A 24,076-nucleotide genomic window follows, 5' to 3' on the forward strand; every position below is an offset into this window, starting at 1 on the left:
TCATCCGGGCAGGTCGGTGTCCCGGCCGCGCCCGGACGGGCGCGGCCCTGCGTAGGATCGTCGGTGGCCGCCGGTGCGGCCGCCCCCGTCTTCTCCGACTCTCCCCCCGCGTCGCGCAGAAAGTCCGCCATGCCCGCTCGCCCGCTGACCGCCCCGCCTCCCGCCGCCGCCCTGGCGCTGGCCGGCCTGCTCCTGCTCGCCCCCTCCCCCGCCCCGGCCGCCGAGACCGCCGGCCCCGCGACCGCACCGACGGGCGAGGCCCCCGCCCCGGAGCCCGCCCCCTCCCCGGGGACGGACGAGGACCCCGCACCCGTCCCGGAGCCGCTGCCGGAGGACGAGCCGGTCCCCGGGGACGGGTCCACCGCCGCCCCCGAGCACCCGCAGGCCCCCGCCGAGCCCCGGGACCCCGCCGCCGCCGACCCGCAGCCCGCGGCCGGCACCGGGCACCGGGGCACGAGCCCACCGCCCGCGGCCGCCGGCGCGCCGGAGCAGCGGCGGGAGAACCCGGAGGACGCCGCGGCCGCCCGGGCCGCGGCGACCCCCGCCCCGCCCACCGGGCAGGAACCCGCCCCCGCGGCCGGGCGGACGTCCCCGCAGCACTCCGCGCCCGTCCTCGCGGCGCCGGCCGCCGGCGAGCCCGTCTTCATCCCCGGGCGTGCGCCCGTGCCGCCCGGCACGGTCCTCTACGTCCCCGGCGACCCGTGGGCCGGGGCGGAGACCGCCGCGCGCACCCCGTGGACGGCGCACCTGGCCTCGGCGCTGCTGGCCGCGGGCGCGGCCTGGTCGGCACTGGCCGCGCTGCGCGGGGCCCGGCGGGCTCAGCCGGCCGGGGACGCGGGCGCCGCGTCCTCGCCCAGCCGCCCGCCGGAGCGCTCGAGGTAGCAGCGGGCGCACAGCGACTCGTAGCCGGCGTCGACGCCGTCGATGGCCACCTGCTCGCCCTCGAAGACGAACTCGCCCCCGGCCGTGCGCGCGTTGAACATCGCCTTGGACCCGCAGCGGCAGATCGTGCGCAGCTCCTCGACCGTGTGCGCCACGGCCAGCAGCCGGGCCGCGCCCGGGAACGGCCGGGTCCGGAAGTCGGTGCGCAGCCCGTAGGCGAGCACGGGGACGTCGTCGAGCACCGCGATGCGCAGCAGGTCGTCGACCTGGGCCGGGGCCAGGAACTGGGCCTCGTCCACGAGCAGGCAGTGCATCGGGCCCCGGGCCCGGGCCGCGTCCCGGAACCGGGTGCGGACCCCGTCCTGCGGGGCCAGCAGCAGGTCCACGGGCCGGGACTCCCCGAGCCGGGAGACGACGGTCCCCGCGCCCTTGGCGTCGACGGCGGGCTTGGCCACGAGCACCCGCTGGTCGCGCTCCTCGTAGTTGTGGGCGGCCTGGATGAGGACCGTGGACTTGCCCGAGTTCATCGCCCCGTGGCGGAAGTAGAGCTTGGCCATCAGCGCACCGCGTGGGGGCGGCCGGCAGCGGACGCGGTCATGAGGGGCTCCTTCCTCCGGGGCGGCAGGGGGCGGGCCACCGACCGGTGGGCTCCGCCCGGAGCATCCTACGCGGGCCGGTGCCGGGGGCGCGCGGGCGGCGGGCAGTACAGCGGCCAGGGGTCGGCGTCGAGCTCGTCCTCGGCCGCGGCGACGACCAGCCCCAGCTCGAGCACCGGTGCCCCCGGCGCTGCTGCGCCGGGCCGGGCCCGGCGCAGCAGCGCCCGCAGCACCAGGCCGGCGGCGGCCGCCGCCAGGAGCCCCAGCACGGTCAGCAGCGCCGGGAGGAGCAGGTGCAGGAGCGCGGCGGCGTGGGCGGGCGCCCCGCCGGCGAGCGCGGTGCCGAGGTGCGCGGCGGTGTCCATGGGCCAGTATGGTCCCGTCGCGGGGGCCGGGCGCGTGAGCCCTTCGGCCCACATCGCGGGCCCGCCCCGTGCCCGGCCCGGACCGCGGCGCCGGGCTCAGCCGCGGCGCAGCGGCATCCAGTGGGTCCCGTCGGCGGGGTCGTGGCGCAGCAGCTCCTCCAGCGGCCCGTCGTGGACCTCGAGCGCCCGCAGCACCAGATCGCGGGCGTCGTGGACGGCGACGGTCACGGGGCCTCCGAGGGCGTCGTCGGCGGTCTCGCGCACGACGACGACGCGGCCGGGGTCGCCCCACACGTACTCGCCCCGGGCGTCGCGCAGGGCGTCGGCGACGTGCTCGCGCCCGTCCACGACCGTGCGCACGTCCAGGCGCACGGCCTCGGGGTGGCGCTCGACCAGGGCGTCGGCGACCAGGCCCAGCAGCCGGCGCGCGTAGGTGCGCCGGGCCCGGCGCAGGGCCTCCTCGGCGGCGTGCAGGGCGGTCCCGGCGTCGGCGGTGCGGGAACGGGGGGTCGCGGAGCTCATCGGCACGGATCCTATGCGCCCGCGCGCCCGTCCCGGCGCAGGCGTGCCGGGACGGGCGTCGTCGTCCGCGCCCGGGGACGCGCTCCCGGAGCCGCCCGGGACTCGTGCCGGGGTGGCGCCCGCTGCTAGGTTGCCGTGCATGAGCCCCACCGCTGTCCTGACCGCCGCGCAGCCCGTGGAGCCGGGCTCCCCGGCCGCCGTGGCCCTGCTCGTGCTCGTCGCCCTCGCCGTGGTCGGGGCGGTCCTGACCGTCTGGGTGCGCACCCGGCGCACCCGCCGCCAGGACCCGCCCGGCCGGGAGCCGGACCGCGGTCCCGGCGGCGCCTGACCCGGGGCGTCCCGCCCCCCTGCCCGGGTCCGTGCGGCGCCCGGGGACGGGGACCGCCCCCGGGCCGTGCACCCCCTCCTCCCCGAACGACAGGAGCGCCCATGCGCCGCACGACCACCACCGCCCTGCTGAGCCTCACCGCCCTGGCCCTGACCGGCTGCGGTCCGTCCACCCCGGCGGTCGAGAGCATGATCCCCGCCGGGGGCGTGCGCTTCGACGACGCCGGGGCGCTGCGCCGGGCCGTCGTCGAGGCCGGGGCGCGCTGTCCCGGCGAGCAGGTCGTGCGCGACACCGGCGGGGGCACGGACAGCACCGTGCTGGCCTGCGACCAGGACCTGCTGCTCGGGGTGGCCGACAGCGAGCGGATGGAGCAGCAGATGACCGAGGGGCTGGAGGGGATCGACGGCATCCACTACCTGGTCCAGGGCAACTGGGTCGCCGCCTCCCAGGACCGGGCCCGCCTCGAGGAGATCCGGGAGGATCTCGGCGGGGAGATCACCTCGACCTCCCGCTGAGGCGCCGAACGCCCAGCCCGGGTCCGGGCGGCGTCCAGGAACGGCTGTCAGGCTCGGGCCATGCCCCGGCACTGTGACGCGCCCCACACCGCGGACGCCCCCGTCTCCCCCGCCCCTCCGCCCGTGCTCCGCCCCGCCGGCGGCCCCGCCGCGCCCCGGCCTGGGGCCGCGGAGCCCGGCCGCCCGCCGGGCCGCGACGCGGCCCCCGCCCCGCGGGCGCAGCCGGCCGTCCCGGCGACCCCGCTGGCCCGCTACCGGCTGCGCTGCGACCGGCCCGGACTGGCCCTGCGCGCCGGGGAGACGGTGCTGGCCGCCGTCTACGAGCCCGCCGCGCTCGGGCTGGTCGTCCTCGTGCGCTGCGAGGCCGACGGCCACGCCCCGGGCGCGCTGCTGCCGGCGCGCGACCTCGAGCTGCTCGAGCACACCGACCACCCGGCCCGCCCCGGGGCGTGGTCGGTGCCCGGGGTCCGGGCCTGACCGGGACGCGGCGCCGCACCCGCCGGGGCGCCCGCGCCGGCGGTGCCCGCCACGGCCGGGTGACCACTCCCCGCGGTCGGGCCCCCGGAGGGCGCCGCGGGCTCCTCCCCCCCCCGCCCGGACACCGCGCCACCCGGTGGCACGGCTGCGCGGCGCGATCCCGGTGGGGCACCGCGCGCGCCGCACCGCCGGCGCCCCGCCGCCCGGCCATAATGAGCGCAGGCGGCTCCCCCGGCCGCCGCACCGCATGCTTCGCTTCTTCCCCCGGAGGTCCTCGTGCACGCTGCGCTCCCCCGCACCCCCGTCCGCCCCGGCGGTGCCCGGTGACCCCCGAGCAGCTGGCCCCCGTGCTGCTGGCCGTGGCCGGGAGCATCCTCGCCGCCGCCGGGCTGCTGATCGTCGCCGGGCACCGCCGCCGGTCCTACACCGCCCTGGGCGTGCTCGTGCTGCTCGCCGGGGTCGTCACCGTCTCCCCGTCCACCGCCTCCGCGACGGCGCGCACCGCGGTGGCCGCGACCGCGCAGGTGTTCGGCGGGCTCACCGGCGGCCCGCCCACGACCCCGGCCCCCGGCGAGGTGATCGCCGTGGAGACCCCCGAGGCCGGCTGAGCACGACCGGGCCGCGACCCGCCCCGCCCGCGCACCGGGATGCGCTCGGCGGACAGGGACTTCCGGTCCGCCGCCCGAGCGTCTATCGTCTGCGCCCGTGACATCACCGCAGGCCGCACCGGCGTTCGTCGTCGTCCCCATGCTCCCGGCCCCCGACGGGCGCCCGCGCGCGGGCGTGGTCTCCACCACCGTCGTGCCCACGGCGTCCGCCGCCCGCGAGCTGCGCGACGCCCTGGGCGCCGCGGCCCGGCCGGGCACCCAGGTGCTGCCGCTGACCGTGGAGGCCGTCATGGCCGAGGGCCCGACCCGCACGCTGTCGGGGATCGCCGGCTACCGCCTCGTCTCCCGCGGGGCCCGCCCCGTGCGCCTGGTCGAGCGCCAGGTCCAGGAGCTCAACACCGCCGCGGCACGCTGGGCGGCCGGGGACGAGCAGGCCACCGCCTGAGCCCCGCCCCGGAACGGTCCGGGGCGATGCCGTCCCGCACGCGGACCGGGACGCCCGGACCAAGCACATGCTCAGCCTGCGTCCCTACACTGCCCGCCATGACCAGCAGGGCGAGACCGGAACCGCGGGCGGCGACCTCCTCGTGGCCGCAGGAGATCTGCCGTGACCCCGTCTCCGAGCGGGCACGGCTGTTCGTGCTCAACCTCCGGCGGGCCCTGGCCGGCACCACGCTGCGCGAGGCCGCCGCGGCGACCGGGGTCGACCACACCACCCTCTCGCGCATCCTCGACGGCCACGTCTGGCCCGACGGCTACACGATCGCGCGCCTCGAGGTCCGGCTCGAGCGCAGCCTGTGGCCCGCCTGGACGGGCTGAGCCCCCGGCCCGGCACGGCGCCGCAGCGCGCACTGCCGTCCGCCGGACGCGCTCGCCACACCCCCGGAGCGGGGACCCACGGGTAGGTTCACGGCGGAGAACACCTGTTCGCGGCGCCCTCCGGCGCCCCCGCCGCACCGGACGGAGGATCCCGTGGCCGACGACAGCGTCCTCGCCCTCGAAGCCCTGATCCTCGCCCTGCCGCTGCTGGGCTACCCGGCGCTGATCGTCGTCCAGCTGGTCGTGGTCCTGCCCGTGCTGCGCCGCGACGCCGTGACCGAGGCCCGGCGGACCGCCGCCGTCGTGCTGGCGGTCCTCAGCCTGCTCGCCGCCGCCCCGCTGCTGCTCACCGTCTGGGCCCTGGGCCTGTTCGGGCTGATCCTGCTGACCGGGCTCGCGGTGCCGGCGGTCCCGACCCTCGTGCGCCTGCGCCGGAGCGGCCCGCCCGTGGACGGCGCTCCGCGGGCGGGCTGACCCGCACCGCCCGCGGAGCGGACGCCCGGGCCCGCGACCGGTCCGGCGTCCCCCGCCCCCGGGACGACGGCGGGATGCGGCCGCCCGGCCCGGTCCCGGGTCCGCGGGCGTCGCCGCAGGTGGGCCCGCCGCCGGGACCCCGCGCGACCGGCGGGCACCGCGCCGATGGCACCCCGAAGCCGATGATCGTGCATGATCACAGTCCGGCGGCGCACAGGGGGTGCGCCCGCCGCTGCCACCGGCGCCGGCCCCGGGGCGAGGCCGATGATCCGAAGGAAGACCGCCCGTGCGCACCCACCGCCTGCTCCCGCTGCTGACCTGCCTGTCCCTGCTGCTCGCCCCCGCGGCCCCGGCCGCGGCCACGGACCCCGCCCCGCCCGCCGGGTCCACGTCCTCCGCCGGGTCGGCGGCGCCGCGGCCGGCGAGCGCCGCGCCGCAGGTCACCGACCGCCTGGTCGTGCGGTTCACCCCGGAGGCCTCCGCCGCCGAGCGGCGCCGGGCGCTGGGCGAGGCCGCGGTCGCGACGGGGCTCGCCGGGGCCGCCTCGGCCGCGGTCGTGGCCGGGGACGCGGCGCAGGTCCTCGAGCTGCCGGAGGCGGTGCCGGTCGGCGAGGTCGCGGAGCTGGCCGCCGAGCTCACCGGCTCACCGGCGGTCGAGAGCGCCGCCCCGGACCGGCTGCTCGCCGGCCAGTGGCGGCCCGACGACCTCGACCCGGGCGCCCAGTGGGCCGCCGGGGCCCTGGGACTGCCGCGGGCCTGGGACGCCGCGACGGGCGCCGGGACGGTCATCGGCGTGGTGGACTCGGGGCTGGCCGCCCACAGCGACGTGAGCCCGAAGGCGATCGGCGGCTACGACTTCGTCTCCTCGCTGTCGCTGGCCAACGACGGCGACCCCCGCGACGGCCGCTGGGCCGACCCGGGCAGCCACGCCGCCGCCGGTCAGTGCTGGGTCGACCCGGCCACCGGGGCCGGCAACGCGGCCGCGGGCTCGAGCTGGCACGGCACCCACGTGGCCGGGGTCGCGGCGGCCGTGACCGGCAACGGCCGGGGCATCGCGGGGGTCGCCCCCGGCGCGCGGCTGCTGGTCGCCCGGGCGATCGGGGCCTGCGACCTCGGCTACACCTCCGACGTCGCCGACGCCATCCGCTGGCTGGCCGGGGGGCCGGTGGCCGGCGCCCCGGCCCCGCCACGGGCGGCCGACGTCATCAGCATCTCCCTGGGGGCGCTGAGCACCTGCGACCCGGTGCTGCAGTCGGCCGTGGACGAGGCCGTGGGCCGCGGCGTGCCCGTGGTGGTCGCCGCGGGCAACGACGGCCTGGACGCCTCCGCCTCCATGCCGGCGAACTGCCGGGGCGTGATCGCCGTGGGCGCGGTCGACCAGCGGCACGAGCCGGCCTGGTTCAGCAACCACGGGCCCACGGTCGACGTCTGGGCCCCCGGCACGGCGATCCGCTCCACGCTCGACGCCGGCCGGACCGCCCCGGCCGGCGAGTCCTACGGCGAGCTCTCCGGCACCTCCCAGGCCGCCCCGCACGTGGCGGGCCTCGTGGCGCTGCTCGAGCAGCAGGACCCGGCCGCGACCCCGGCCCAGCTCGAGGCCCGGCTGAGGGCCACCGCCGCCGGGTCCGTGCCGGTCGCCGACGCCGCCGCCGCCCTCGGGCTGGCCCCGGCCGCGGAGCCCGACTTCCCCGTGGCCGGCGCGATCGGGCGCTACTGGCTCTCGGCGCGCCCGGCCCTGGGCCAGCCGCTGGGCGAGGAGGCGCCCGTACCCGGCGGCGCCCGCCAGGAGTTCGAGCGCGGCACCGTCCACTGGTCCCCGGCCACGGGGGCGCGCACGACCCGCGGCGCCGTCCGGGCCGCCCACCGGGGCGCGGCCGGCGGCCCGGCCGCCCTCGGCTTCCCGACCACCGAGGAGCGTGCCGACGGGACCGGCGGGGTCGTCCAGTCCTTCCAGCACGGGCGGGTCGTGTGGTCGCCCCCGACCGGCGCCCGGATCCTGCGCGGGGCGATCGGGGCCGCCTGGGCCCGCACCGGCCACCAGGCCGGGGTCCTGGGCTATCCCGTGGGCGCCGAGCGCCCCAACGGCCTCGGCGGGGCCTACCAGGTCTTCCAGCGCGGCAAGCTCCTCTGGTCGCCCGCCACCGGCGCCCAGGTCCTGCGCGGGGCGGTCGCCGCCCGCTACGCGGAGCTCGGCGACGAGCACGGCGCGCTCGGCTACCCCCGCACCGGCGAGCGGCCCGACGGCGCCGGCGGGGTCGCCCAGCGCTTCGAGCACGGCCGGATCCTGTGGTCCGCGGCCACCGGGGCCCACCCCGTGCAGGGGGCGATCGCCGCCCGCCACGCCCGGCTCGGCGGCGAGCACGGCGTCCTGGGCCGGCCCGTTACCGGCGAGCAGCGCGCAGCCGGCGGCACCGTCCAGGCCTTCGAGGGCGGCACGATCACCTGGACCCCCGGCGCCGGCACCCGCGTGCGCCTGTCCTGACCGGACCCCGGCCCCGCGGACCGACCGGACGGGCCCTCGTCCGTACCACGGCGTAACAGTCGGCGTGCCGCCTTGCCGCCCCGCTATTTGCGAATGCTATTGTCCGGCGTGGACAGCGGGCTCCTTCCCCCTGGTGCGGTCGCCCCCGGCGCACCGCGCACCTGTGCTCGTTCCGCCGGCCGTGGGACACCTGGGCGTTCCACGGCTCCCCCCACCCCCCTTGCCAGGAGCCTGATCCGTGCGTCCTACCGCCTTCCTGTCCGCGCTCACCGCGGCCACCGTCCTGCTGACCACCACACCACCTGCGCTCGCCACCGAGACCTCCCCCGGGGCCGAGGCCGCCGCGGCCGCCTCCTCCGGCGCCGGCTCGGCCCGCACCACCGACCTGCCCGAGGCCACCGACCGCATCGTCGTGAAGTACGAGACCCCCGTCGACGACGCCGCCAAGCAGCGGCTGCTGCACGAGGCCGCCGCCGAGAGCGGTCTCGACGAGGCCGAGGAGACCACGCCGGTGCGCACCACCACCGACGGCGCCGAGGTCCTCGAGCTCGCCGAGGACGCCCCCGTGGCCGACGTCGAGAAGCTCGCCGCCGAGCTCGCCGAGGACCCGGCCGTGGCCTGGGCCGAGCCCGACCGGATGGTCGCCGTCGCCGAGATCCCCGGGATGGACGACGAGGAGGAGGACCGGCTCGCGACCACCGCGGCCGCCGCCCACGACCCCGGGGTGCCGTCCCTGTGGGCGCTGACCAACCTGCGGGCCTTCGAGGCCTGGGACACCGCCACCGGCAAGGGCGCCACGATCGGCGTCGTCGACACCGGGATCGCCGCCCACCCCGACCTGGACTCCCAGATCATCGGCGGCTACGACTTCGTCTCCTCCACCGCCCTGTCCAACGACGGCAACGGCCGCGACGCCGACGCCCGCGACCCCGGCACCTGGTCCACCGCGGGGCAGTGCTACAGCGGGTCCCCGGCGTCGAACTCCATCTGGCACGGCACCCACGTGGCCGGCTCGGCCGCCGCCAGGCGCGACGCCTACGGCACCGTGGGCGTCGCCCCCGACGCCACGATCCTCAACGCCCGCGCCCTGGGCGCCTGCGGCACCGGCTACGTCTCCGACATGGCCGACGCCGTGCGCTGGCTGGCCGGGGACACCGTCGGGGCCGCCCGCGCCCCCGGCAAGCGCGCCGACGTGATCAACATGTCCCTGTCGATGCCCGGCGGCTGCCCGCCGCTGCTGCAGAGCGCCATCAACACGGCCTGGTCCCGCAACATCCCCGTGGTCGTGGCCGCGGGCAACTGGAACGAGCCGGCGATCGACTGGGCCCCGGGCAACTGCTACAACGTCATCACCGTCGGGGCCACCGGTTCGGACCACTACAAGGCCCCCTACTCCAACCACGGGTGGGCCGTGGACATCTACGCCCCGGGCCACCACATCCTCTCCTCCGCCAACACCGGCACCCGCGGCCCCGTGGCGCCGTCGACGAAGTTCGACTACGGCACCTCCATGGCCGCCCCGCACGTGGCCGGCACCGTGGCGCTGCTCAAGCAGAAGAACCCGACGCTCAGCGCCGAACAGTACAAGGCGAAGATCCTCGACTCCGGCGACCCGCGCACCCAGCTCTCCGGGGCCAAGACGCTCAACTCCCACGACGCCCTGTGGATCACCCCCGGCTCGACGATCGCCCCGGCCACCCCGACGCCGAGCACGCCGGCCTACACCACCAAGGGCGCGATCGACACCTTCTACCGCAGCCACCGGAGCGCCCTCGGCACCCCGACCTCGCACGAGGTCCGGCACGGCGCCGGGGTGTACCAGGAGTTCCAGAAGGGCACCGTGTACTGGTCCTCGGCCTCGGGCACGCAGATGGTCGCCGGCGGCGTGCGCTCCGCCTTCCACCGCACCGGCCGCGCCACCGGCGCCCTCGGCTTCCCCACCTCCCCGGAGCGCTCCAACGGCATCGGCGGGGCCTACCAGCTCTTCCAGCGCGGCAAGGTGATCTGGGGCCCGTCCACCGGCGGCTACGCCGTGGTCAACGGCATCAACTCCGCCTACACCCGCGCCGGCTCCGAGAAGGGCGCCCTGGGCTACCCGACCTCCGACGAGCGCTCCGACGGGAAGGGCGGGGCCTACCAGCTCTTCCAGCGCGGCCGGATCGTGTGGTCGGCGGGCACCGGCTCGATCGCCGTGCGCAACGCGATCGACGCCGCCTACGACCGCGCCGGGGCCACCACGGGCAAGCTCGGCTACCCGACGGCCGCCGAGGGGCCCGACGGCCACGGCGGTGCGGTCCAGCCCTTCCAGGGCGGGCAGATCGTCTGGTCCGCCGCCACCGCCGCCCACCCGCTGCTGGGCGCCGTCGGCGCCCGCTTCACCTCCCTGGGCGGGGTGACCGGCAAGCTCGGCTACCCGGCCACCGACGAGACCCCCTCCGTCAACGGCGGCGTGGTCCAGGGCTTCCAGCGCGGCAACGTCTACTGGGCCCCCGGCGCCGGCACCCGCGCCACCTTCGGGGCGATCGGCGTCGCCTACGCCGACCTCGGCGGCCCGGCCGGGCGCCTGGGCTACCCCACCTCCGAGGAGTACCGCTCCGGGACCACCACCGTCCAGAACTTCCAGGGCGGGAAGATCAGCTGGGCCTCGGGGCGCGGGGTGCGCATCGACTACCGCTGAGCCCTATCGGCGACGGCCGCGGCCCCGTTCCCGCACCGCGGGGGCGGGGCCGCGGCCGTTGTCGCCGCTACGATCGGGGCATGAGCAGCGCCGGCCACGGGATCCGCCCCGCACGGGCGGGCGACCACGCCGCCGCCGCCGCGCTCCTCGCCCAGGTCGTGCCCGGGCGGGAGCTGACCCGCGAGCGCTTCACCGCGTGGCTGGGGACCACCACCGTGGCCACGGTCGGCGGAGAGGTCGTCGGGCTGTGCCACGGCAACCACGCCTCCGCGACGTGGCAGAGCTTCGTGGTGGAGCCGGAGCCGGACCCGCAGTGGCGCTGCAGCTACCTCGACACCCTCGTCGTCGCCCGCGCCCACCGCGGCCGCGGCATCGGGGTGGACCTGCTGGAGCGGTTCCTGGACGCCGCCCGCGCCGCCGGCAGCACCTGGGCCGTGCTGCGCCCGGAACCGGCGACCCCGCGGCAGGGCGCCGAGGAGCTGCTGGCCTTCTACGGCGGGGCCGGGTTCGTCCCGCTGCAGCACCGGCTGGCGCACGGGCTCTCGAACGCCCTGGTGCTGGGTCGGCCGCTGGTCGCCCACCCCGAGCACGTGCTGCAGCCGCTGCAGGTGACCCCGCCCCGCCCCGGCGGCCGGCGCGCGGACTGAGCGCGGCGTCCCGCCGGCCACAGCGTGCGGGCGCGGCGGTGCTACCCGGCGGCGTCCTCGCCGGCCCAGGCCCGGGCGTAGAACAGCGGCGAGCGCGAGGCCAGCAGCTCCTCGTAGGCGCCCGGCTCCAGGGCCTGGGCCGAGCCCGGCGGGACCTGCCCGGCCCGGGCCGAGATGCCGAGCCCGGCCGCGCCGTCCTGCAGGCTCAGGCCGGCGGCCTCCAGGAGCGTGGGGTACATGCTCAGCTGGTCCACGCGCGGGCGCAGCGCGCCGTCCTCGCCCGGGACCCGGATCCGGTTGAAGACGGTCCGGTCCTCGTGGTCGTCGAGCTGCTCGTGGAAGGCGTCGCCGGCGCTCATGTGCTTGAGGTGGTCGCCCATGATCACCACGGCGGTGTCCTCGAGGTAGCCCTGCTGCTCCAGGTGCTCCACGAACCCGGCGACCTGGGCCATGGAGCACTCGAAGACGGAGGTGACCTCGCTGTCCGTGTCCACGTCGCAGTAGTCGTAGACGTGGACCGGCTCGTGGGTGTCGAGGGTCAGCACGGTGAGGCTGAACGGCCGGCCGGTGCGCCGGGACTCGGCGTGCAGCGCGTCGACCTCCTCCTCGGCGTGGGCCATGAGCCGGCCGTCGCTGAGCCCCCAGTCCGGGCGGAAGTTCTTCTCCGGCTCACCGGCGGCGCGCCAGTCGGCGAGGTCCTTGACCTCGTCGTAGCCGTGGGTGCGCAGGAACGCGTCCTTCGCGGCGAAGGAGGCGTTGGCCCCGCCCATGAAGACGTTGGTGTAGCCGTGCTCCCCCAGGACGTCCCCCAGGCAGGTGATCCCGCCCAGGTAGGTGTCGACGCTGCCGCCGAGCGAGTTGAGGGCGCCGCTGCCCGCGGCGGAGCCGATGCCCTTCAGGGGCACGCCGCACTGGGTGGAGGCGATGCCGGCCATGGTCCAGCCCCCGCCGCTGTACTGCTGGAGGCCCTCCACGCTCTGCCAGCCGTCCTCGGCCCGGGTGGCCTCCTTGAGCGGGACGAACGCGTCCTTCTCGAAGAGCTCGTCGTCGGCGAGGGTGGCCTCCCCGGACTCGAGGTAGATCAGCACGAGGTTGCGCCGCCCGGCGTCGCCGGTGACGACCGGCTCGACGTAGTAGTCGCCGAGGAGGTAGGAGGAGTTGCCGGCCCGCAGGTAGTCCCCCACGCCCACGGTGGTGGCGAAGGCCGTGGTGCCGCCCAGGACGACCGCGGCCACCAGGGCGGTGGGGACGACACGGGCGATCCGGCGCCGGCCGTGCGCACGCCCGTCCCCGCCGGGGCGGGTCCGCCCGCGGCGCCGGGCGCGCAGCCACAGCCCGATCCCGACGGTCAGGAGCAGGGGCACGACGCCGACCCCCAGGATGCCCATCCACACGATGGGCCCGCCCCCGCCGTCGAGCTCGACGGAGACGAGGTTGAGCATCATCTGCCCCACCGAGATCTCGCCCCAGAAGTACCGGATCCCGGCGGCGGCGACGAGCAGGGCCAGTCCCGCCCAGATCAGCACGAGGACCCCGAGGCGGCCGACGACGACGCCGACCCGCCGCAGCACGGGCAGGACTCGGTCGGACATGGCAACACCTCGCGTTCCGGATGCGCGCGCATGCACCGGACATCCTCGACGGCCGACCCGCTCTCGGGCCCGTGGGAACCGCGTACCGATACATTACCCGTTCACCCGCGGTTCACCCGCCGGACAGGCGCCCCGGACCGGGCGCGAACGTCCCCTCCCGCCGGGACGGCACGGCACCGCGTGCGAGCACCCGCACCTCCTGGGCCGCCGTGCTCATCCACGGCGCACCCCCCGGAAAAGTACTTGACGCTTCAAACACCTCTCGGTACGTTGTACTTGTAGCGTCAAGCAGTCGGTCCCCGCAGCGCGGAGCAGGTCCACGGTCCGCATCGGCGTCCTCGCCACCGGCTCCACGGGCCGTGCCGTCCTCGCCGCGGCCGCCGCCGGGAGGATCTCCTGGACGGCCGGCTTCGACCTCGTTCCCTGACCCGCCCGCGCCGGGCGGGGCGGCCCCGTTGCCGGCGGTCCGCCCGGCGGCGCCGCGCCCCGCTGCCCACCCCGACCCTTTGGAGGACCCATGCCCATCGACCCGGTCCGGCTCAACCACGCCGTGCTCTTCGTCGCCGACCTCGACCGCGCCCTGGACTTCTACACCGAGGTCTTCGGCATGACCGTCGTCGCCCGCGAACCCCGTGCCCACGCGGCGTTCCTGCGCCTGCCGCGCTCGGGAAACCACCACGACCTCGGCCTCTTCGGGGTCGGCTCCGACGCCCCGCCCCGTGCCCGCGGGGGCATCGGGCTCTACCACCTCGCCTGGCAGGTCGACACCGTCGAGGAGCTCGCCGCCGCCCGGGAGCTCCTCCTGACGGCCGGGGCCTACGCCGGGGAGTCCAGCCACGGCGCCACCAAGAGCGTCTACGGCGCGGACCCCGACGGCCACGAGTTCGAGATCATGTGGATGCTGCCCCGGCAGGACTGGGGCCGCTGGGAGCACGAGGCCCCGGTCGAGGCCCTCGACCTGGCGGCCGAGCTGCACCGCTGGTCGGGCACCCGCACCGCCGGGACCCTCGTGCAGGACAGCGCACCGGCGGAGCGGGCATGAGCGCCGCCACCCTCCCCGACCCCGTGGTGGCCACGGCCGGCAGCACCGACCCGGGCGCCCCCCTGGTGGTGCTGCTGCACGGGCGCGGCTCGCACGAGCGCGAGATCCTCGGCGTGGCCGACCACCTGCCCACCGGGCCCGCCTACGCCGCCGTGCGCGCCCCGATCCCCGAGGGCGGGGGCTTCGCCTGGTTCGCCAACCGCGGCATCGGCCGGCCCGTGGCCGCGTCCCTGGCCGCCACCACGGCCTGGTTCCGCTCCTGGCTGGACGAGGCGGCCCCGGCGGGCCGTCCGGTGGTCCTCATCGGCTTCAGTGGCGGCGCGGCCTTCGCCGGGGCCCTGCTGCTGAACGAACCGGCCCGCTTCGCCGGGGCGGCGATCCTCCACGGAACGCTGCCCTTCGACGCGGGGATCCCCGTCGAGCCCGCCCGGCTGACCGGCACCCCGGTGTTCGTCGCCCAGGGCGAGGCGGACACCGTCATCCCCCGGGAGCTGCTGGAGCGCACCTGGTCCTACCTGCACACCGGCTCCGGCGCCGCGGTCCGGGGCCGCCGCGATCCCGGCGGTCACGGCCTCGGCCCCCGCACCGTGGCCGAGCTGCGGCACTGGGTCCAGGAGCTGGTGAGCTCCGGCTGAGTCCCGGCACGGACGTGCTCGGCGGCCTCCGTGCCGGGCGCGTCCGCCGCACCCCGGGCGGAACGGCTCAGCCGCCCGGCCCGCCGGACGCCCGTGCCCCCGCGCCCCGCGGCGCCAGCGCCGCGTCGTAGACGGCCAGCGTGCCGGCCAGCATGGCCTCGACGGTGAAGTGCTCCAGGTACCGCTGGTGCCCGGCGGTGCCGTACCGGCCGCGGACGGAGCCGTCGTCGAGCAGCGCCCCCAGTGCCGCGGCCAGCTCCCCGGGCTCGCCGGGCGGCACGAGCAGGCCGGTCCGGCCGTGGAGCACGGCCTCCTCCGAGCCCGTGCCCCGGGTGGCGACGACCGGCAGTCCGGCCTCCATCGCCTCGAGCACGGTCAGCGGCATGCCTTCGGCCCGCGACGGCAGCGCGAAGACGTCCGCGGCGTCCAGCAGCGCCCGCGCGTCCGCGCGGTGGCCCGGCAGGTGCACGACGCCGCCCAGGCCCAGCGCGGCCACGAGGCCCTCCAGCTCCGCCCGCAGCTCGCCCTCCCCCAGGACCACCACCTGCAGGTCCGGGTGCTCCGGGGCGAGCAGCGCGGCGGCCTCGACCAGGGACCGCTGGTCCTTGACCGCGGTCAGCCGCCCGGTCGAGAGCACGACCGGAGCCCGCGCGGGCAGCTGCAGCGCCGCCCGGGCGGCCGCCCTCCCGGGGGCCTGCCGGCGCGGGCCGATGCCGTTGGGGACCGTGACGAAGCGCTCCGGGCCGACGCCGCGGGCGAGATAGGACTCCCGGAGCGTGTCGGACACAGCGATCCGCCAGTGGGCCCAGGAGGTGTTGCGGATCAGCCGCTGGGCCTTGCCGGGATGGTGCAGCAGGTAGGGCAGGTGGTGGGTGATGACCACCGCCGGCACGCCGGCGGCCGCGGCCAGGCGCAGGCCGTGCGGGTCCTCCCATCCCCACCCGGCGTGGCAGTGGAAGACGTCCGCCGGGTGCGAGGCGAGGTGCGCGCGGATGACCTCCGGGTAGGCCGGGTCGTGCGGCCCCGGCAGCGCCACCGCGCGCGCCCCGCACGCGGAGGCCGCCTCCAGGAGCCAGCGCACGCGCTCGCCGGTGCGGCACAGCACCGTGACGTCCATGCGGCCGGCCAGCCCGCGGGCCAGCTCCAGCAGGTGCGCCCCCATCCCGGAGGGGTCGGCGGAGCGGGTGTACAGGCACAGCGACCGGCGGTGCGCGCCGGGCCCGTCGTCGCCGGAGACCGTCACGGCTGCCGGGGCGCGAGCGGGAAGCGCTGCTCGTAGGCGGGCACGAGGGCCGGGTAGTAGTCGCGCCCGAAGTCGACGGCCGCGACGTCCCCGCCCGTCTCGGCCGCCACGAGCCGGTCCAGGTAGTAGTCCCAGCCGGGTCCGATGCTGTGCGCCCACGCCGCCTCCGGCAGGAACTGGGCGAGGTGCAGCGCCGTCCCGCCACCGTCCTCGGCCAGCCGGATCTCCAGCCGCCAGTCGTGGTCCTGCCCGTCGAGGCCCTCGCCGCGGGCGCGCGTGCGCAGCAGCCGCGGGGGCTCGCAGGCCTCGATGCGGTGCACCTCCTCCGGCATGCCCTCCTCGGCGGTCATCCGGAAGGCGACGCTGCCGGAGGCAGGGTCCCCGGTCCAGGTGCCGATCCAGCGCTCCAGGCGCCGGGGGTCCGTGACGGCCGCCCACGCCTGCTCGACGGGGGCGTCGAGGTGGCGGACGAACACGATCCACGTCCCGTCCCGGCGGATCTCGGGCCGGCCGGTGGCCCGTGGTGGTGTCATCGTGCGTCCTTCCTCCGGGCCGGCAGGTGCCGACGGGACCATTGTGGGCGACCGGGGCGGCCGATGTCCCAAGATGTCCGCGGTGCGGGCTCGCGCCTTCGGCGCGGGACGAGGAGGGCGCGGCGCCGGCGGTCGCTGCCGGTGTGGCCGGCGGCGGGGCTCAGCCGGCGGTCGGCAGCCAGAGCAGGTTGCCGAGGCCCCACAGCACCAGGCACACGAGCACGAACGGCAGCGTCCTGGCGACCAGGGCCCCGCGGGTGAGGGCGGGCCCGGGGGTGTCCCGGCGCTGGTGCGGGCCGGCCATGCGGTAGGCGAGCTCGATGCGCGCCGGGCTGGCCAGGCAGGCCAGCCCGGCGGCCACGTTCTGGGAGGCCATCATCCACAGGGGGTCGATCCCGAGGGCCTGCGCGGCGGCGTCCTGGGTGCCGCCGAACATGGCGTTGGCCCCGGTGCCCGATGCGGTGATGTAGCCGCCCAGGCCGCCGAGCAGCGGCACGAGGAACAGGTAGGCCGGCCCCAGCCCCGTCAGGGCGGCGGCCAGCGCCTCGGCCAGCCCGCCCCCGGAGACCGCGGTGCCCAGGACCAGGTACAGGCCCGTCGGCACCGCCACCTGCAGCCACATCCGCAGGGTCTCCCGGGGGAGCCGCCGCCGGTGGCTCCTGTCGAGGCCGAGCACGACGACGCCGGCCAGGGCACCGGTGCTCGACCACAGGGCCGGGGAGCCCAGCACCGCACCGAACCCGCCCAGCGGCAGCGCCCGCTCGAGGAGCTGCCCGGCGGTGGTGCCCGCCAGCAGGACCGCGTACGGCACCAGCGCGCGGACCGGGACGGGGCCCAGCCGGCCCCGGCTGATCACGGCGGCCCAGCCCGCGGACATCACCAGGGTCGCCACCGCGCCGGCCACGGCCGTGCCGAGGGCGAGGTTGGCGGCCAGGACCAGGACGGAGAGCACCGCGCCCGAGGCCAGCCCCGCGCCGATCCAGCGGGCGTGGACGGCGGCCCGGAACCGGGCCTCGGGGGCGGGCAGGCCGCGGCCGGCGACGACCGCGGCCACGGCGCCGGAGCCGAGGAAGGCGAGGACGTTGAGGACCCCCGAGGCCACCCCGAGCTCGTCCAGGGGGACCCCGGCGATCTGGGCGCCCAGCAGCGTGCCCGGGCCCATCGAGCCCCACGGCCCCACCATCAGGGCGATCAGCGACAGCGTGGCGGCCCGCAGCGGCGTGAACCCCAGGGACAGCAGCAGCGGCAGCCCGATGATCACCGAGACCCCGAAGCCGGTGACCGTCTCCATGAACGGCACGACGCCGTGGGCCATCAGCAGCGCCGAGGCCACCGTGGGCCCGCCGCCGGCCGAGAGCCACCGGGCCAGTCCCCGCTGGGCGCCGCTGCGGTCCATGACGCGGGCGAGCAGGATCCCCCCGGCGATGATCGCCAGCACCTCGACCAGCGTCCAGGCGCTGTCGCCGAACGCTGCGACCACGTCGGCGGCGGGGGTGCCGAACCAGGCCAGGCCGACCGTCACGGCCGCGAGCAGTCCGGCGCCGGGGGCCACCCACGCCGGCGCGGGCACGAGCAGCAGGCCCAGGGTCAGCACGATGGGCAGGGCCGCCATGACCACGTCCACCGGCGACCCACCTCCGTGTTTGTCCTGTCATTCTCCCGTTCCCGGGGAATGCTACGCCCCGGCGGTGCCGGGGCTCCCCTCGACGCGGTGGCGGGGTCTCACTGCTCGGACGGGTGCGCCGGTTCCTTCCCGGGCTCGGCCTCGAGGTGCTCGGGGCCGGCGGCGACGTCCTTGACGGCGTGGCCGCCGAACTGGTTGCGCATCGCCGCGATCATCTTCATCGCCGGGGAGTCGTCCTGGCGGGAGGTGAAGCGGGCGAACAGGGCGTTGGCGATGGCCGGGACGGGCACCGCCAGGTCGAGGGCGGACTCCACCGTCCACCGGCCCTCCCCGGAGTCCTCGGCGTAGCCGGCCAGCCGCTCCAGGTGCTCGTCCTCGTCGAGAGCGTTCACGGCCAGGTCCAGCAGCCACGACTTGATCACCGAGCCCTCGCGCCAGGAGTTGAAGGTCTCCCGCACGGAGGTCACGTGCCCGGCCGCCTCCATCAGCTCCCAGCCCTCGGCGTAGGCCTGCATGATCGCGTACTCGATGCCGTTGTGCACCATCTTCGCGAAGTGGCCGGCGCCGTGCTCCCCGGCGTGGACGAATCCGAACTCGCCGGCGGGCTTGAGCGAGTCGAAGATCGGCTGCACCTTCGCCACGGTCGTCCCGTTGCCGCCGACCATCAGGGCGTAGCCCTGGGTGATGCCCCAGACACCACCGGAGACGCCGCAGTCCAGGTACTCGATGCCCCGCTCGGCCAGCCGCCGCGCCCGCGGGGCGTCGTGGACCCACCGGGAGTTGCCGCCGTCGATGATGACGTCACCCTCCCCGAGCAGCCCGGCCAGCTCCTCGATCACCGGGTCGACGACGGTGTCCGGGACCATCACCCACACCACCTGCAGCTCACTGTCGATGCGCTCGACCATCGCCGCCAGGCTGTCGGCGTCGGACAGCTGCGGGTCGGTGTCGTAGCCGATGACGGTGTGCCCGGCCCGGCGCAGGCGCTCGCGCATGTTCCCGCCCATCTTCCCCAGGCCTACCAGTCCCATCTGCATGATGTCTCCTTGCTCGTCGGTCGTGGTGCGGTGCGGTCGTTCCTCGAGGATCCCACGGGACCTGCGGACCGGCCGGGCGCGTCAGTGCCGCGAGGGGCTGCCGTGGGCCTCGAGCACGGACGGCAGTCTGCGCACGGGGGTGATGGTCACGTCGCGGACCTTCCAGTCCAGGTCGAACAGCCCCCGCTGGGCGGCCTGGATGCGGTCGGGGGTGGGGAGCTCCGCCGCCCGGGGGACGACGAAACCCTCGACGTGGAAGACCTGTCCCTCGTCGCGGACCCGGGCCCCGGCGGTGTGCACCCAGTCCAGGCCGCGCAGGTAGGCGTCGATGTCCCCCAGCAGCGGGTGCGGGTCCTTGTTGTCCACGCTGGTGGGGCGGGCGTCGATGAGCCCGGCCACGGCCGCCTTCAGGTTCGTGATCCCGTCCTTGAGGATGGAGATCGCGATGACGATCGCGGCGGCCGAGTCGGCCCACCACCAGCCCAGTCCGATGCCCGCGACCCCCACGGTGGCGGCCAGGGAGGTCATCCAGTCGGCCTTGTTCATGTCCGCGTCCGCGTAGAGGACCTTGTTGTGCAGCGGCGGGGCCAGCTTCAGCTTCATCCGCCCCAGGATCACCGGCGGGATCGCGGTGACCACCATGGCGGCCATCATCAGCCAGCCCAGCCAGAGCGTGGTGCCGAACAGCTGGATGCCGCCGATCGTGGGGTGGTCCACGGTGATCAGTTTCAGCGCCGAGTCCACGACGAGGTAGCCGCCCATCACCAGCAGCGCGGTGGCCGCCACGACGTGGGCGATGCCGATGGCCCGGTGATAGCCGTAGGGACGCTCCGCAGTGGCCGGCCTGCGGGTCATGTGCACCCCGATCAGGAAGGCGATCGGCGGCACGAAGGAGAGCATGTCCTCGATCCAGGCCGTCTTCATCGCCTGGGAGTTGCCCATCACGGCATAGACCAGCCCGACGATGAGCACGAGGCAGACGATGGTGGCCCACTCCAGCCGCACGGCCCGGCGGAGACCACCTGCCACCTCCTCGGGCAGCGGTTCGTTGTCGATGTTGTGGTGCACGGCCGTCACGACTGCCCTCCCGACGACTGCAGGAACTCGTCGAGGTCGAGCAGGAACGCGTTCTCGCCCTTGCGCACCGCCATCACGTGCTTCTCCTGCTGCCCGAACTCGTCGGTCGTCTCGACGTACGGGCGGGTGAGCCCGACCTTCTGCTTCCAGGGGGTCCTGTCCGTCAGGCCCCCGATCATCAGGTCCAGCCGACCGTGCTCGAGCCGGTCCACCAGCTCCTCCTCCCCGTCGGCGGTCCAGGTGATCTCCGCGTCGAGGGTCCGCGCGTAGTCCTCCACCAGCTCCACCTCGCGCCCGGACGGGACGGGTCCCCGGACGGAGACGAAGGGCTCGTTGTGCGAGACCCCCACCCGCAGCACCCCGCCCGTGACCTCGGACAGGGTCCCGTGCGGGTCGGCCGGGTACTGTCCTGCGCACCCGACCAGCGCAAGGAGTGCCCCCGCCCCGATGAGCAGTGTGCTGACCAGTCTCTTCATGCCCCGACCATAGCCCTCCTCCGCCCCGCCGTCACCGCTCCGCAGGACCGGCGGTGCGCGCGGCCGGACCCGCGGACGGCCCGGCCCGAGCGCATGGATCCGGCCGGCACCGCCGGTCCGGCCGCGACCACCGCGGGAAGACTCCGGGAGGCCGGGAGAGGACGTGGCCGGGCTGAGCCGTCCGGCGACGGAGGACCGGACCGGTCCTCCGTCGCCGGCGGCCGGTCCCCGGTCGCCTTCCCCGCGACTGCCGACGACGGTCGCGCCACCCCCGCCGCCCTCGTCAGCACCCTTGTCGTCGGTGGGTGCCGTGCGTAGAGTGCGGGACAGTCCGGGCGCGGACACTGTGCCGACGCAGGCCGCAGCCGGCCGAGGGAACACCGGAGGGGTCTCGATGACGAGCAAGGACCGGATCGCCGAACCGTGGGGCACCCGCACCCCCTACGCCGCCGGGCAGGACTGGCCGGTGCGGGTGGACACCCACCTGGCCGAGGGGCTGGGCCCCGAGGACGTGGACCGGTGGGTGCAGACCGCCTCGATCCTGCACTCCAACGGCGATGCGCTGGACATCGCGGTCAAGGACGGGCGGATCGCCGGGGTCCGGGGCCGGGCGGTGGACCGCGTCAACCGCGGCCGGCTGGGCCCGAAGGACCTCTACGGGTGGCAGGCCAACGCCTCCCCGGACCGGCTCACGACACCTCTGGTCCGCGAGAACGGGCAGCTGGTGGAAACGGACTGGGACACCGCCATGGACCGGATCGTCGCCCGCACGCAGGAACTGATGGCGGAGCAGGGGCCCAGCGCGATCGGCTTCTACACCACCGGCCAGCTCTTCGCCGAGGAGTACTACACCCTGGGACTGATCGCCCACGGAGGGCTGGGCACCAACCACGTGGACGGCAACACCCGGCTGTGCACCGCCACCGCCGCCGCGGCGCTCAAGGAGTCCTTCGCCTGCGACGGGCAGCCGGGCTCCTACACGGACATCGACCACGCCGACGTGATCGCCCTGTACGGGCACAACATGGCCGAGACCCAGACCGTGCTGTGGACCCGGATCCTGGACCGGCTGGCCGGGGAGGACCCGCCGCAGATCATCTGCGTGGATCCCCGCCCCACCCCGGTCGCCCGGCACGCGACCGTGCACCTGGCCCCGCGCCCGGGCACCAACGTGGCGCTGATGAACGGGCTGCTGCACGAGATCATCGCCCACGACCGGGTCGACCACGACTACGTCAGCGCCCACGCGGTCGGTTACGCCGAGCTGGAGAAACGGGTGCAGGAGTACACCCCGGAGGCCGTCTCCACGATCTGCGACGTGCCCGCCGAGCAGATCCGGGAGGCCGCGCGGATCATCGGCGGTGCGCAACGGCTGCTGTCCACGGTGCTGCAGGGCTTCTACCAGTCCAACCAGGCCACCGCCGCGGCCGTGCAGGTGAACAACATCCACATCATTCGCGGGATGCTGGGGGCCCCCGGGCGCGGGATCCTGCAGATGAACGGTCAGCCCACGGCCCAGAACACCCGGGAGTGCGGCGGCGACGGCGACCTGCCGGGCTTCCGGAACTGGTCCAACGAGGAGCACGTGAAGGACCTGGCGAGGGTGTGGAACATCGACCCGTTCCAGATCCCGCACTACTCCCCGCCCACCCACGTGATGCAGATGATGCGCTACGTCGAGGACGGCTCCATCCGCCTGCTGTGGGTCAGCGGCACCAACCCGGCCGTGTCCCTGCCGGAGCTGGCCCGGATCCGCTCGATCCTCGATCAGGACCGGCTCTTCCTGGTGGTCCAGGACATCTTCCTCTCCGAGACCGCCCAGCTGGCCGACGTCGTGCTGCCGGCGGCCACCTGGGGGGAGAAGACGGGCACGTTCACCAACGTGGACCGCACCGTGCACCTGTCCGAGAAGGCCGTCGACCCGCCCGGGGAGGCGAAGCCGGACCTGGACATCTTCATCGACTACGCCCGCCGGCTGGACCTGCGCGACAAGGACGGGAACCCGCTGGTCAAGTGGCACGACGCCGAGTCGGCGTTCGAGGGGTGGAAGGAGTGCACCGCCGGCCGCCCCTGCGACTACACGGGCCTGAGCTACGAGAAGCTGCGCGGGGGCTCCGGGATCCAGTGGCCGTGCAACGAGGAGCACCCCGACGGCACCGAGCGCATCTACGTCGACGGCGCGTTCTGGTCCGATCCCGCCTACTGCGAGAGCTACGGCCGGGACCTCGTCACGGGCGCCCCGCTCGAGCCGGCCGAGTACAAGGCGCTGAACCCCTCCGGCAAGGCCGTCATCAAGGCCGCCGAGTACCTGCCCCCGCACGAGGTCCCCAGCGAGCAGTTCCCGCTGCAGCTGATCACCGGGCGGACCCTGTACCACTTCCACACCCGCACCAAGACCGCCCGCGCCCCGCAGCTGCAGGAGGCGGCCCCGGAGGTGTGGGTGGAGGTCTCCCCCGCCGAGGCCGCCGCCCAGGGCGTCAGCGAGGGCGACCTCGTGCGGGTCACCACCCCCAGGGGTTCGGTGCAGGCCCAGGCGCGCCTCACCGGCATCCGTGACGGGGTGGTGTTCCTGCCCTTCCACTACGGGTACTGGGACACCCCGGGCGGGCACGAGCCCGACACCGCGGGACGGGCGGCCAACGAGCTGACCATCACCGACTGGGACGCCGCCTCCAAGCAGCCGATCTTCAAGACCGCCGCCGCACGCCTGGAATGCCTCGGCGCCGGCCCCGGGGCCGCACCCGCACCGACCACCACGGCCTCGGCACCCGTGACCGACACCGGCCGGCCCACCCGCGGAGACGCCACGGCCGCGGTGGACGAGGACGTCCACGCCACCACGGAGGGGCAACGATGAAGATCGGCCTGGTCCTGCACGAGCTGCACCGCTCCGAGAACGACCTGGCGCGGAAGCTGCTGCACGTCTCCGAACGCCACAAGGTCGACCACGAGATCTACCACCTGGCCCGCGACCTCGCCCGCTGGTCCCAGCACCACGTCCGGGCGATCGCCGGGATCGGCACCACCTACGGCCAGGACCTCGACCCGGAGCCCGCCGACGAGTCCGGTCTGCTGGAGACGGTGCGGGAGAAGAGCAGCGAGCTCATCGGCCGCCGCGGCAAGGCGGAGCTGCTCATGCTCCTCGACCTGCGCGAGGTCTACACGATGGCCTCCGGGGTCTCGGCCGACTGGGAGATGCTCGCCCAGGCCGCCCAGGGCATCAAGCACCACGACCTGCTCGACGTCGCCCAGCGCTGCCACCCCGAGACCCTGCGCCAGATGCGCTGGGCCAATGCGAAGCTGAAGGAGACCTCCACCCAGATCCTCGTCAGCTGAGCCCGGCCCGGGCGGACCCGGCGGACGCACCCCACCGGGCCCCCTGCCGGGCCCCGCCCCCGGCGTCGGACACCGCCGGGTCGACTCCG

The 24,076-nt window shown here is 76.3% G+C and carries 25 protein-coding genes; 15 read left to right on the forward strand and 10 right to left on the reverse strand.

Annotation, left to right across the window (positions count from 1 at the left end; translation table 11 throughout):
* Positions 1-129: 129 nt before the first annotated feature.
* Positions 130-882 carry a hypothetical protein gene (locus LQU92_RS01125; RefSeq protein WP_230659930.1) on the forward strand — a complete coding sequence of 251 codons (753 nt, stop codon included), beginning with the start codon at positions 130-132 and terminating at the stop codon, positions 880-882.
* On the opposite strand, the gene LQU92_RS01130 is transcribed toward LQU92_RS01125, so the two are convergent.
* The 3 genes from LQU92_RS01130 to LQU92_RS01140 all read right to left on the reverse strand — a co-directional run bounded on the left by LQU92_RS01130 (position 819) and on the right by LQU92_RS01140 (position 2,365).
* A complete protein-coding gene (locus LQU92_RS01130) occupies positions 819-1,439 on the reverse strand; it encodes a thymidine kinase (protein ID WP_230659932.1) in 621 nt (206 codons plus the stop codon). The two genes, LQU92_RS01125 and LQU92_RS01130, sit on opposite strands and share 64 nt — an antisense overlap.
* 107 nt (positions 1,440-1,546) lie before the next feature.
* Positions 1,547-1,843, reverse strand: a complete 297-nt coding sequence (locus tag LQU92_RS01135) for a hypothetical protein (RefSeq protein WP_230659934.1) — start codon at positions 1,841-1,843, stop codon at positions 1,547-1,549.
* A 96-nt stretch (positions 1,844-1,939) separates the two neighbouring features.
* Positions 1,940-2,365 carry a hypothetical protein gene (locus tag LQU92_RS01140; RefSeq protein WP_230659937.1) on the reverse strand — a complete coding sequence of 142 codons (426 nt, stop codon included), beginning with the start codon at positions 2,363-2,365 and terminating at the stop codon, positions 1,940-1,942.
* 139 nt (positions 2,366-2,504) lie between these two features.
* On the opposite strand from LQU92_RS01140, the gene LQU92_RS01145 reads away from it, so the two are divergent.
* The 10 genes from LQU92_RS01145 (at position 2,505) to LQU92_RS01190 (ending at position 11,392) form a co-directional block, all read left to right on the forward strand.
* Complete coding sequence (locus tag LQU92_RS01145; RefSeq protein ID WP_112255984.1) at positions 2,505-2,693, forward strand: hypothetical protein; 189 nt, start codon at positions 2,505-2,507, stop codon at positions 2,691-2,693.
* A gap of 101 nt (positions 2,694-2,794) precedes the next feature.
* Entirely contained in the window at positions 2,795-3,208 is a 414-nt protein-coding gene (locus LQU92_RS01150) for a hypothetical protein (RefSeq protein WP_230660682.1), read from the forward strand.
* Positions 3,209-3,268: 60 nt separating this feature from the next.
* Positions 3,269-3,685, forward strand: coding sequence for a hypothetical protein (locus LQU92_RS01155; protein ID WP_230659940.1), 417 nt, complete (start codon positions 3,269-3,271; stop codon positions 3,683-3,685).
* A gap of 323 nt (positions 3,686-4,008) precedes the next feature.
* Complete coding sequence (locus tag LQU92_RS01160; protein ID WP_101852308.1) at positions 4,009-4,293, forward strand: hypothetical protein; 285 nt, start codon at positions 4,009-4,011, stop codon at positions 4,291-4,293.
* Positions 4,294-4,390: 97 nt separating this feature from the next.
* On the forward strand, positions 4,391-4,738 hold the full coding sequence (locus LQU92_RS01165) for a hypothetical protein (RefSeq protein WP_230659943.1): 348 nt from the start codon (positions 4,391-4,393) through the stop codon (positions 4,736-4,738).
* A gap of 98 nt (positions 4,739-4,836) precedes the next feature.
* A complete protein-coding gene (locus LQU92_RS01170; protein ID WP_230659947.1) occupies positions 4,837-5,112 on the forward strand; it encodes a helix-turn-helix transcriptional regulator in 276 nt (91 codons plus the stop codon).
* A 153-nt stretch (positions 5,113-5,265) separates the two neighbouring features.
* Complete coding sequence (locus tag LQU92_RS01175) at positions 5,266-5,586, forward strand: hypothetical protein (protein WP_230659950.1); 321 nt, start codon at positions 5,266-5,268, stop codon at positions 5,584-5,586.
* Positions 5,587-5,872: 286 nt separating this feature from the next.
* The gene (locus LQU92_RS01180; protein WP_230659953.1) at positions 5,873-8,068 is read left to right on the forward strand and encodes a S8 family serine peptidase; all 2,196 of its coding nucleotides are present in this window, start codon (positions 5,873-5,875) and stop codon (positions 8,066-8,068) included.
* Between the two features lie 238 nt (positions 8,069-8,306).
* Complete coding sequence (locus LQU92_RS01185) at positions 8,307-10,745, forward strand: S8 family serine peptidase (RefSeq protein ID WP_230659956.1); 2,439 nt, start codon at positions 8,307-8,309, stop codon at positions 10,743-10,745.
* A gap of 80 nt (positions 10,746-10,825) precedes the next feature.
* Entirely contained in the window at positions 10,826-11,392 is a 567-nt protein-coding gene (locus tag LQU92_RS01190; RefSeq protein ID WP_230659958.1) for a GNAT family N-acetyltransferase, read from the forward strand.
* Between the two features lie 41 nt (positions 11,393-11,433).
* On the opposite strand, the gene LQU92_RS01195 is transcribed toward LQU92_RS01190, so the two are convergent.
* Positions 11,434-12,984, reverse strand: coding sequence for an LTA synthase family protein (locus tag LQU92_RS01195; RefSeq protein WP_230659961.1), 1,551 nt, complete (start codon positions 12,982-12,984; stop codon positions 11,434-11,436).
* 517 nt (positions 12,985-13,501) lie between these two features.
* Here LQU92_RS01195 and LQU92_RS01200 point away from each other — a divergent pair.
* Together LQU92_RS01200 and LQU92_RS01205 are read left to right on the forward strand one after the other, a co-directional pair.
* Entirely contained in the window at positions 13,502-14,026 is a 525-nt protein-coding gene (locus LQU92_RS01200; RefSeq protein ID WP_230659964.1) for a VOC family protein, read from the forward strand.
* Positions 14,023-14,661, forward strand: coding sequence for an alpha/beta hydrolase (locus LQU92_RS01205; RefSeq protein ID WP_230659967.1), 639 nt, complete (start codon positions 14,023-14,025; stop codon positions 14,659-14,661). The genes LQU92_RS01200 and LQU92_RS01205 overlap by 4 nt, the downstream gene beginning before the upstream one ends.
* Before the next feature lie 67 nt (positions 14,662-14,728).
* Here the strand turns inward: LQU92_RS01205 and LQU92_RS01210 are convergent, their stop codons facing one another.
* The 6 genes from LQU92_RS01210 to LQU92_RS01235 all read right to left on the reverse strand — a co-directional run bounded on the left by LQU92_RS01210 (position 14,729) and on the right by LQU92_RS01235 (position 20,651).
* Positions 14,729-15,904 carry a glycosyltransferase family 4 protein gene (locus LQU92_RS01210; protein WP_230659970.1) on the reverse strand — a complete coding sequence of 392 codons (1,176 nt, stop codon included), beginning with the start codon at positions 15,902-15,904 and terminating at the stop codon, positions 14,729-14,731.
* Positions 15,901-16,437: an SRPBCC domain-containing protein gene (locus LQU92_RS01215; protein ID WP_230659973.1), complete on the reverse strand. Its 537-nt coding sequence runs from the start codon at positions 16,435-16,437 to the stop codon at positions 15,901-15,903. The genes LQU92_RS01210 and LQU92_RS01215 overlap by 4 nt, the downstream gene beginning before the upstream one ends.
* 160 nt (positions 16,438-16,597) lie before the next feature.
* The gene (locus LQU92_RS01220; protein ID WP_230659976.1) at positions 16,598-18,061 is read right to left on the reverse strand and encodes an L-lactate permease; all 1,464 of its coding nucleotides are present in this window, start codon (positions 18,059-18,061) and stop codon (positions 16,598-16,600) included.
* Between the two features lie 98 nt (positions 18,062-18,159).
* Positions 18,160-19,098 (reverse strand): phosphogluconate dehydrogenase (NAD(+)-dependent, decarboxylating), encoded by a 939-nt coding sequence (gnd, locus tag LQU92_RS01225; RefSeq protein WP_230659978.1) that lies wholly within the window; start codon positions 19,096-19,098, stop codon positions 18,160-18,162.
* A gap of 81 nt (positions 19,099-19,179) precedes the next feature.
* Positions 19,180-20,175, reverse strand: coding sequence for a cation diffusion facilitator family transporter (locus LQU92_RS01230; RefSeq protein WP_230659981.1), 996 nt, complete (start codon positions 20,173-20,175; stop codon positions 19,180-19,182).
* On the reverse strand, positions 20,172-20,651 hold the full coding sequence (locus LQU92_RS01235) for a transporter substrate-binding domain-containing protein (protein WP_230659984.1): 480 nt from the start codon (positions 20,649-20,651) through the stop codon (positions 20,172-20,174). Before LQU92_RS01235 ends, LQU92_RS01230 begins: the two co-directional genes overlap by 4 nt.
* A gap of 394 nt (positions 20,652-21,045) precedes the next feature.
* Here LQU92_RS01235 and LQU92_RS01240 point away from each other — a divergent pair, with 394 nt between their 5' ends.
* Complete coding sequence (locus tag LQU92_RS01240; protein ID WP_230659987.1) at positions 21,046-23,508, forward strand: molybdopterin oxidoreductase family protein; 2,463 nt, start codon at positions 21,046-21,048, stop codon at positions 23,506-23,508.
* Positions 23,505-23,987, forward strand: coding sequence for a hypothetical protein (locus LQU92_RS01245; protein ID WP_101852332.1), 483 nt, complete (start codon positions 23,505-23,507; stop codon positions 23,985-23,987). The genes LQU92_RS01240 and LQU92_RS01245 overlap by 4 nt, the downstream gene beginning before the upstream one ends.
* Positions 23,988-24,076 lie beyond the last annotated feature (89 nt).

Source organism: Kocuria sp. LUK, from assembly GCF_021012935.1.
Classification (GTDB): domain Bacteria; phylum Actinomycetota; class Actinomycetes; order Actinomycetales; family Micrococcaceae; genus Kocuria; species Kocuria flava.

Bases quoted from the DNA above. Each gene is read 5' to 3' on its own strand.
- LQU92_RS01170 (WP_230659947.1), top strand. From the start codon at position 4,837: ATGACCAGCAGGGCGAGACCGGAACCGCGGGCGGCGACCTCCTCGTGG.
- LQU92_RS01125 (WP_230659930.1), top strand. From the start codon at position 130: ATGCCCGCTCGCCCGCTGACCGCCCCGCCTCCCGCCGCCGCCCTGGCG.
- gnd (WP_230659978.1), bottom strand. From the start codon at position 19,098: ATGCAGATGGGACTGGTAGGCCTGGGGAAGATGGGCGGGAACATGCGC.
- LQU92_RS01240 (WP_230659987.1), top strand. From the start codon at position 21,046: ATGACGAGCAAGGACCGGATCGCCGAACCGTGGGGCACCCGCACCCCC.
- LQU92_RS01205 (WP_230659967.1), top strand. From the start codon at position 14,023: ATGAGCGCCGCCACCCTCCCCGACCCCGTGGTGGCCACGGCCGGCAGC.
- LQU92_RS01200 (WP_230659964.1), top strand. From the start codon at position 13,502: ATGCCCATCGACCCGGTCCGGCTCAACCACGCCGTGCTCTTCGTCGCC.
- LQU92_RS01215 (WP_230659973.1), bottom strand. From the start codon at position 16,437: ATGACACCACCACGGGCCACCGGCCGGCCCGAGATCCGCCGGGACGGG.
- LQU92_RS01235 (WP_230659984.1), bottom strand. From the start codon at position 20,651: ATGAAGAGACTGGTCAGCACACTGCTCATCGGGGCGGGGGCACTCCTT.
- LQU92_RS01135 (WP_230659934.1), bottom strand. From the start codon at position 1,843: ATGGACACCGCCGCGCACCTCGGCACCGCGCTCGCCGGCGGGGCGCCC.
- LQU92_RS01195 (WP_230659961.1), bottom strand. From the start codon at position 12,984: ATGTCCGACCGAGTCCTGCCCGTGCTGCGGCGGGTCGGCGTCGTCGTC.
- LQU92_RS01190 (WP_230659958.1), top strand. From the start codon at position 10,826: ATGAGCAGCGCCGGCCACGGGATCCGCCCCGCACGGGCGGGCGACCAC.
- LQU92_RS01130 (WP_230659932.1), bottom strand. From the start codon at position 1,439: ATGGCCAAGCTCTACTTCCGCCACGGGGCGATGAACTCGGGCAAGTCC.
- LQU92_RS01155 (WP_230659940.1), top strand. From the start codon at position 3,269: ATGCCCCGGCACTGTGACGCGCCCCACACCGCGGACGCCCCCGTCTCC.
- LQU92_RS01145 (WP_112255984.1), top strand. From the start codon at position 2,505: ATGAGCCCCACCGCTGTCCTGACCGCCGCGCAGCCCGTGGAGCCGGGC.
- LQU92_RS01150 (WP_230660682.1), top strand. From the start codon at position 2,795: ATGCGCCGCACGACCACCACCGCCCTGCTGAGCCTCACCGCCCTGGCC.
- LQU92_RS01245 (WP_101852332.1), top strand. From the start codon at position 23,505: ATGAAGATCGGCCTGGTCCTGCACGAGCTGCACCGCTCCGAGAACGAC.
- LQU92_RS01140 (WP_230659937.1), bottom strand. From the start codon at position 2,365: ATGAGCTCCGCGACCCCCCGTTCCCGCACCGCCGACGCCGGGACCGCC.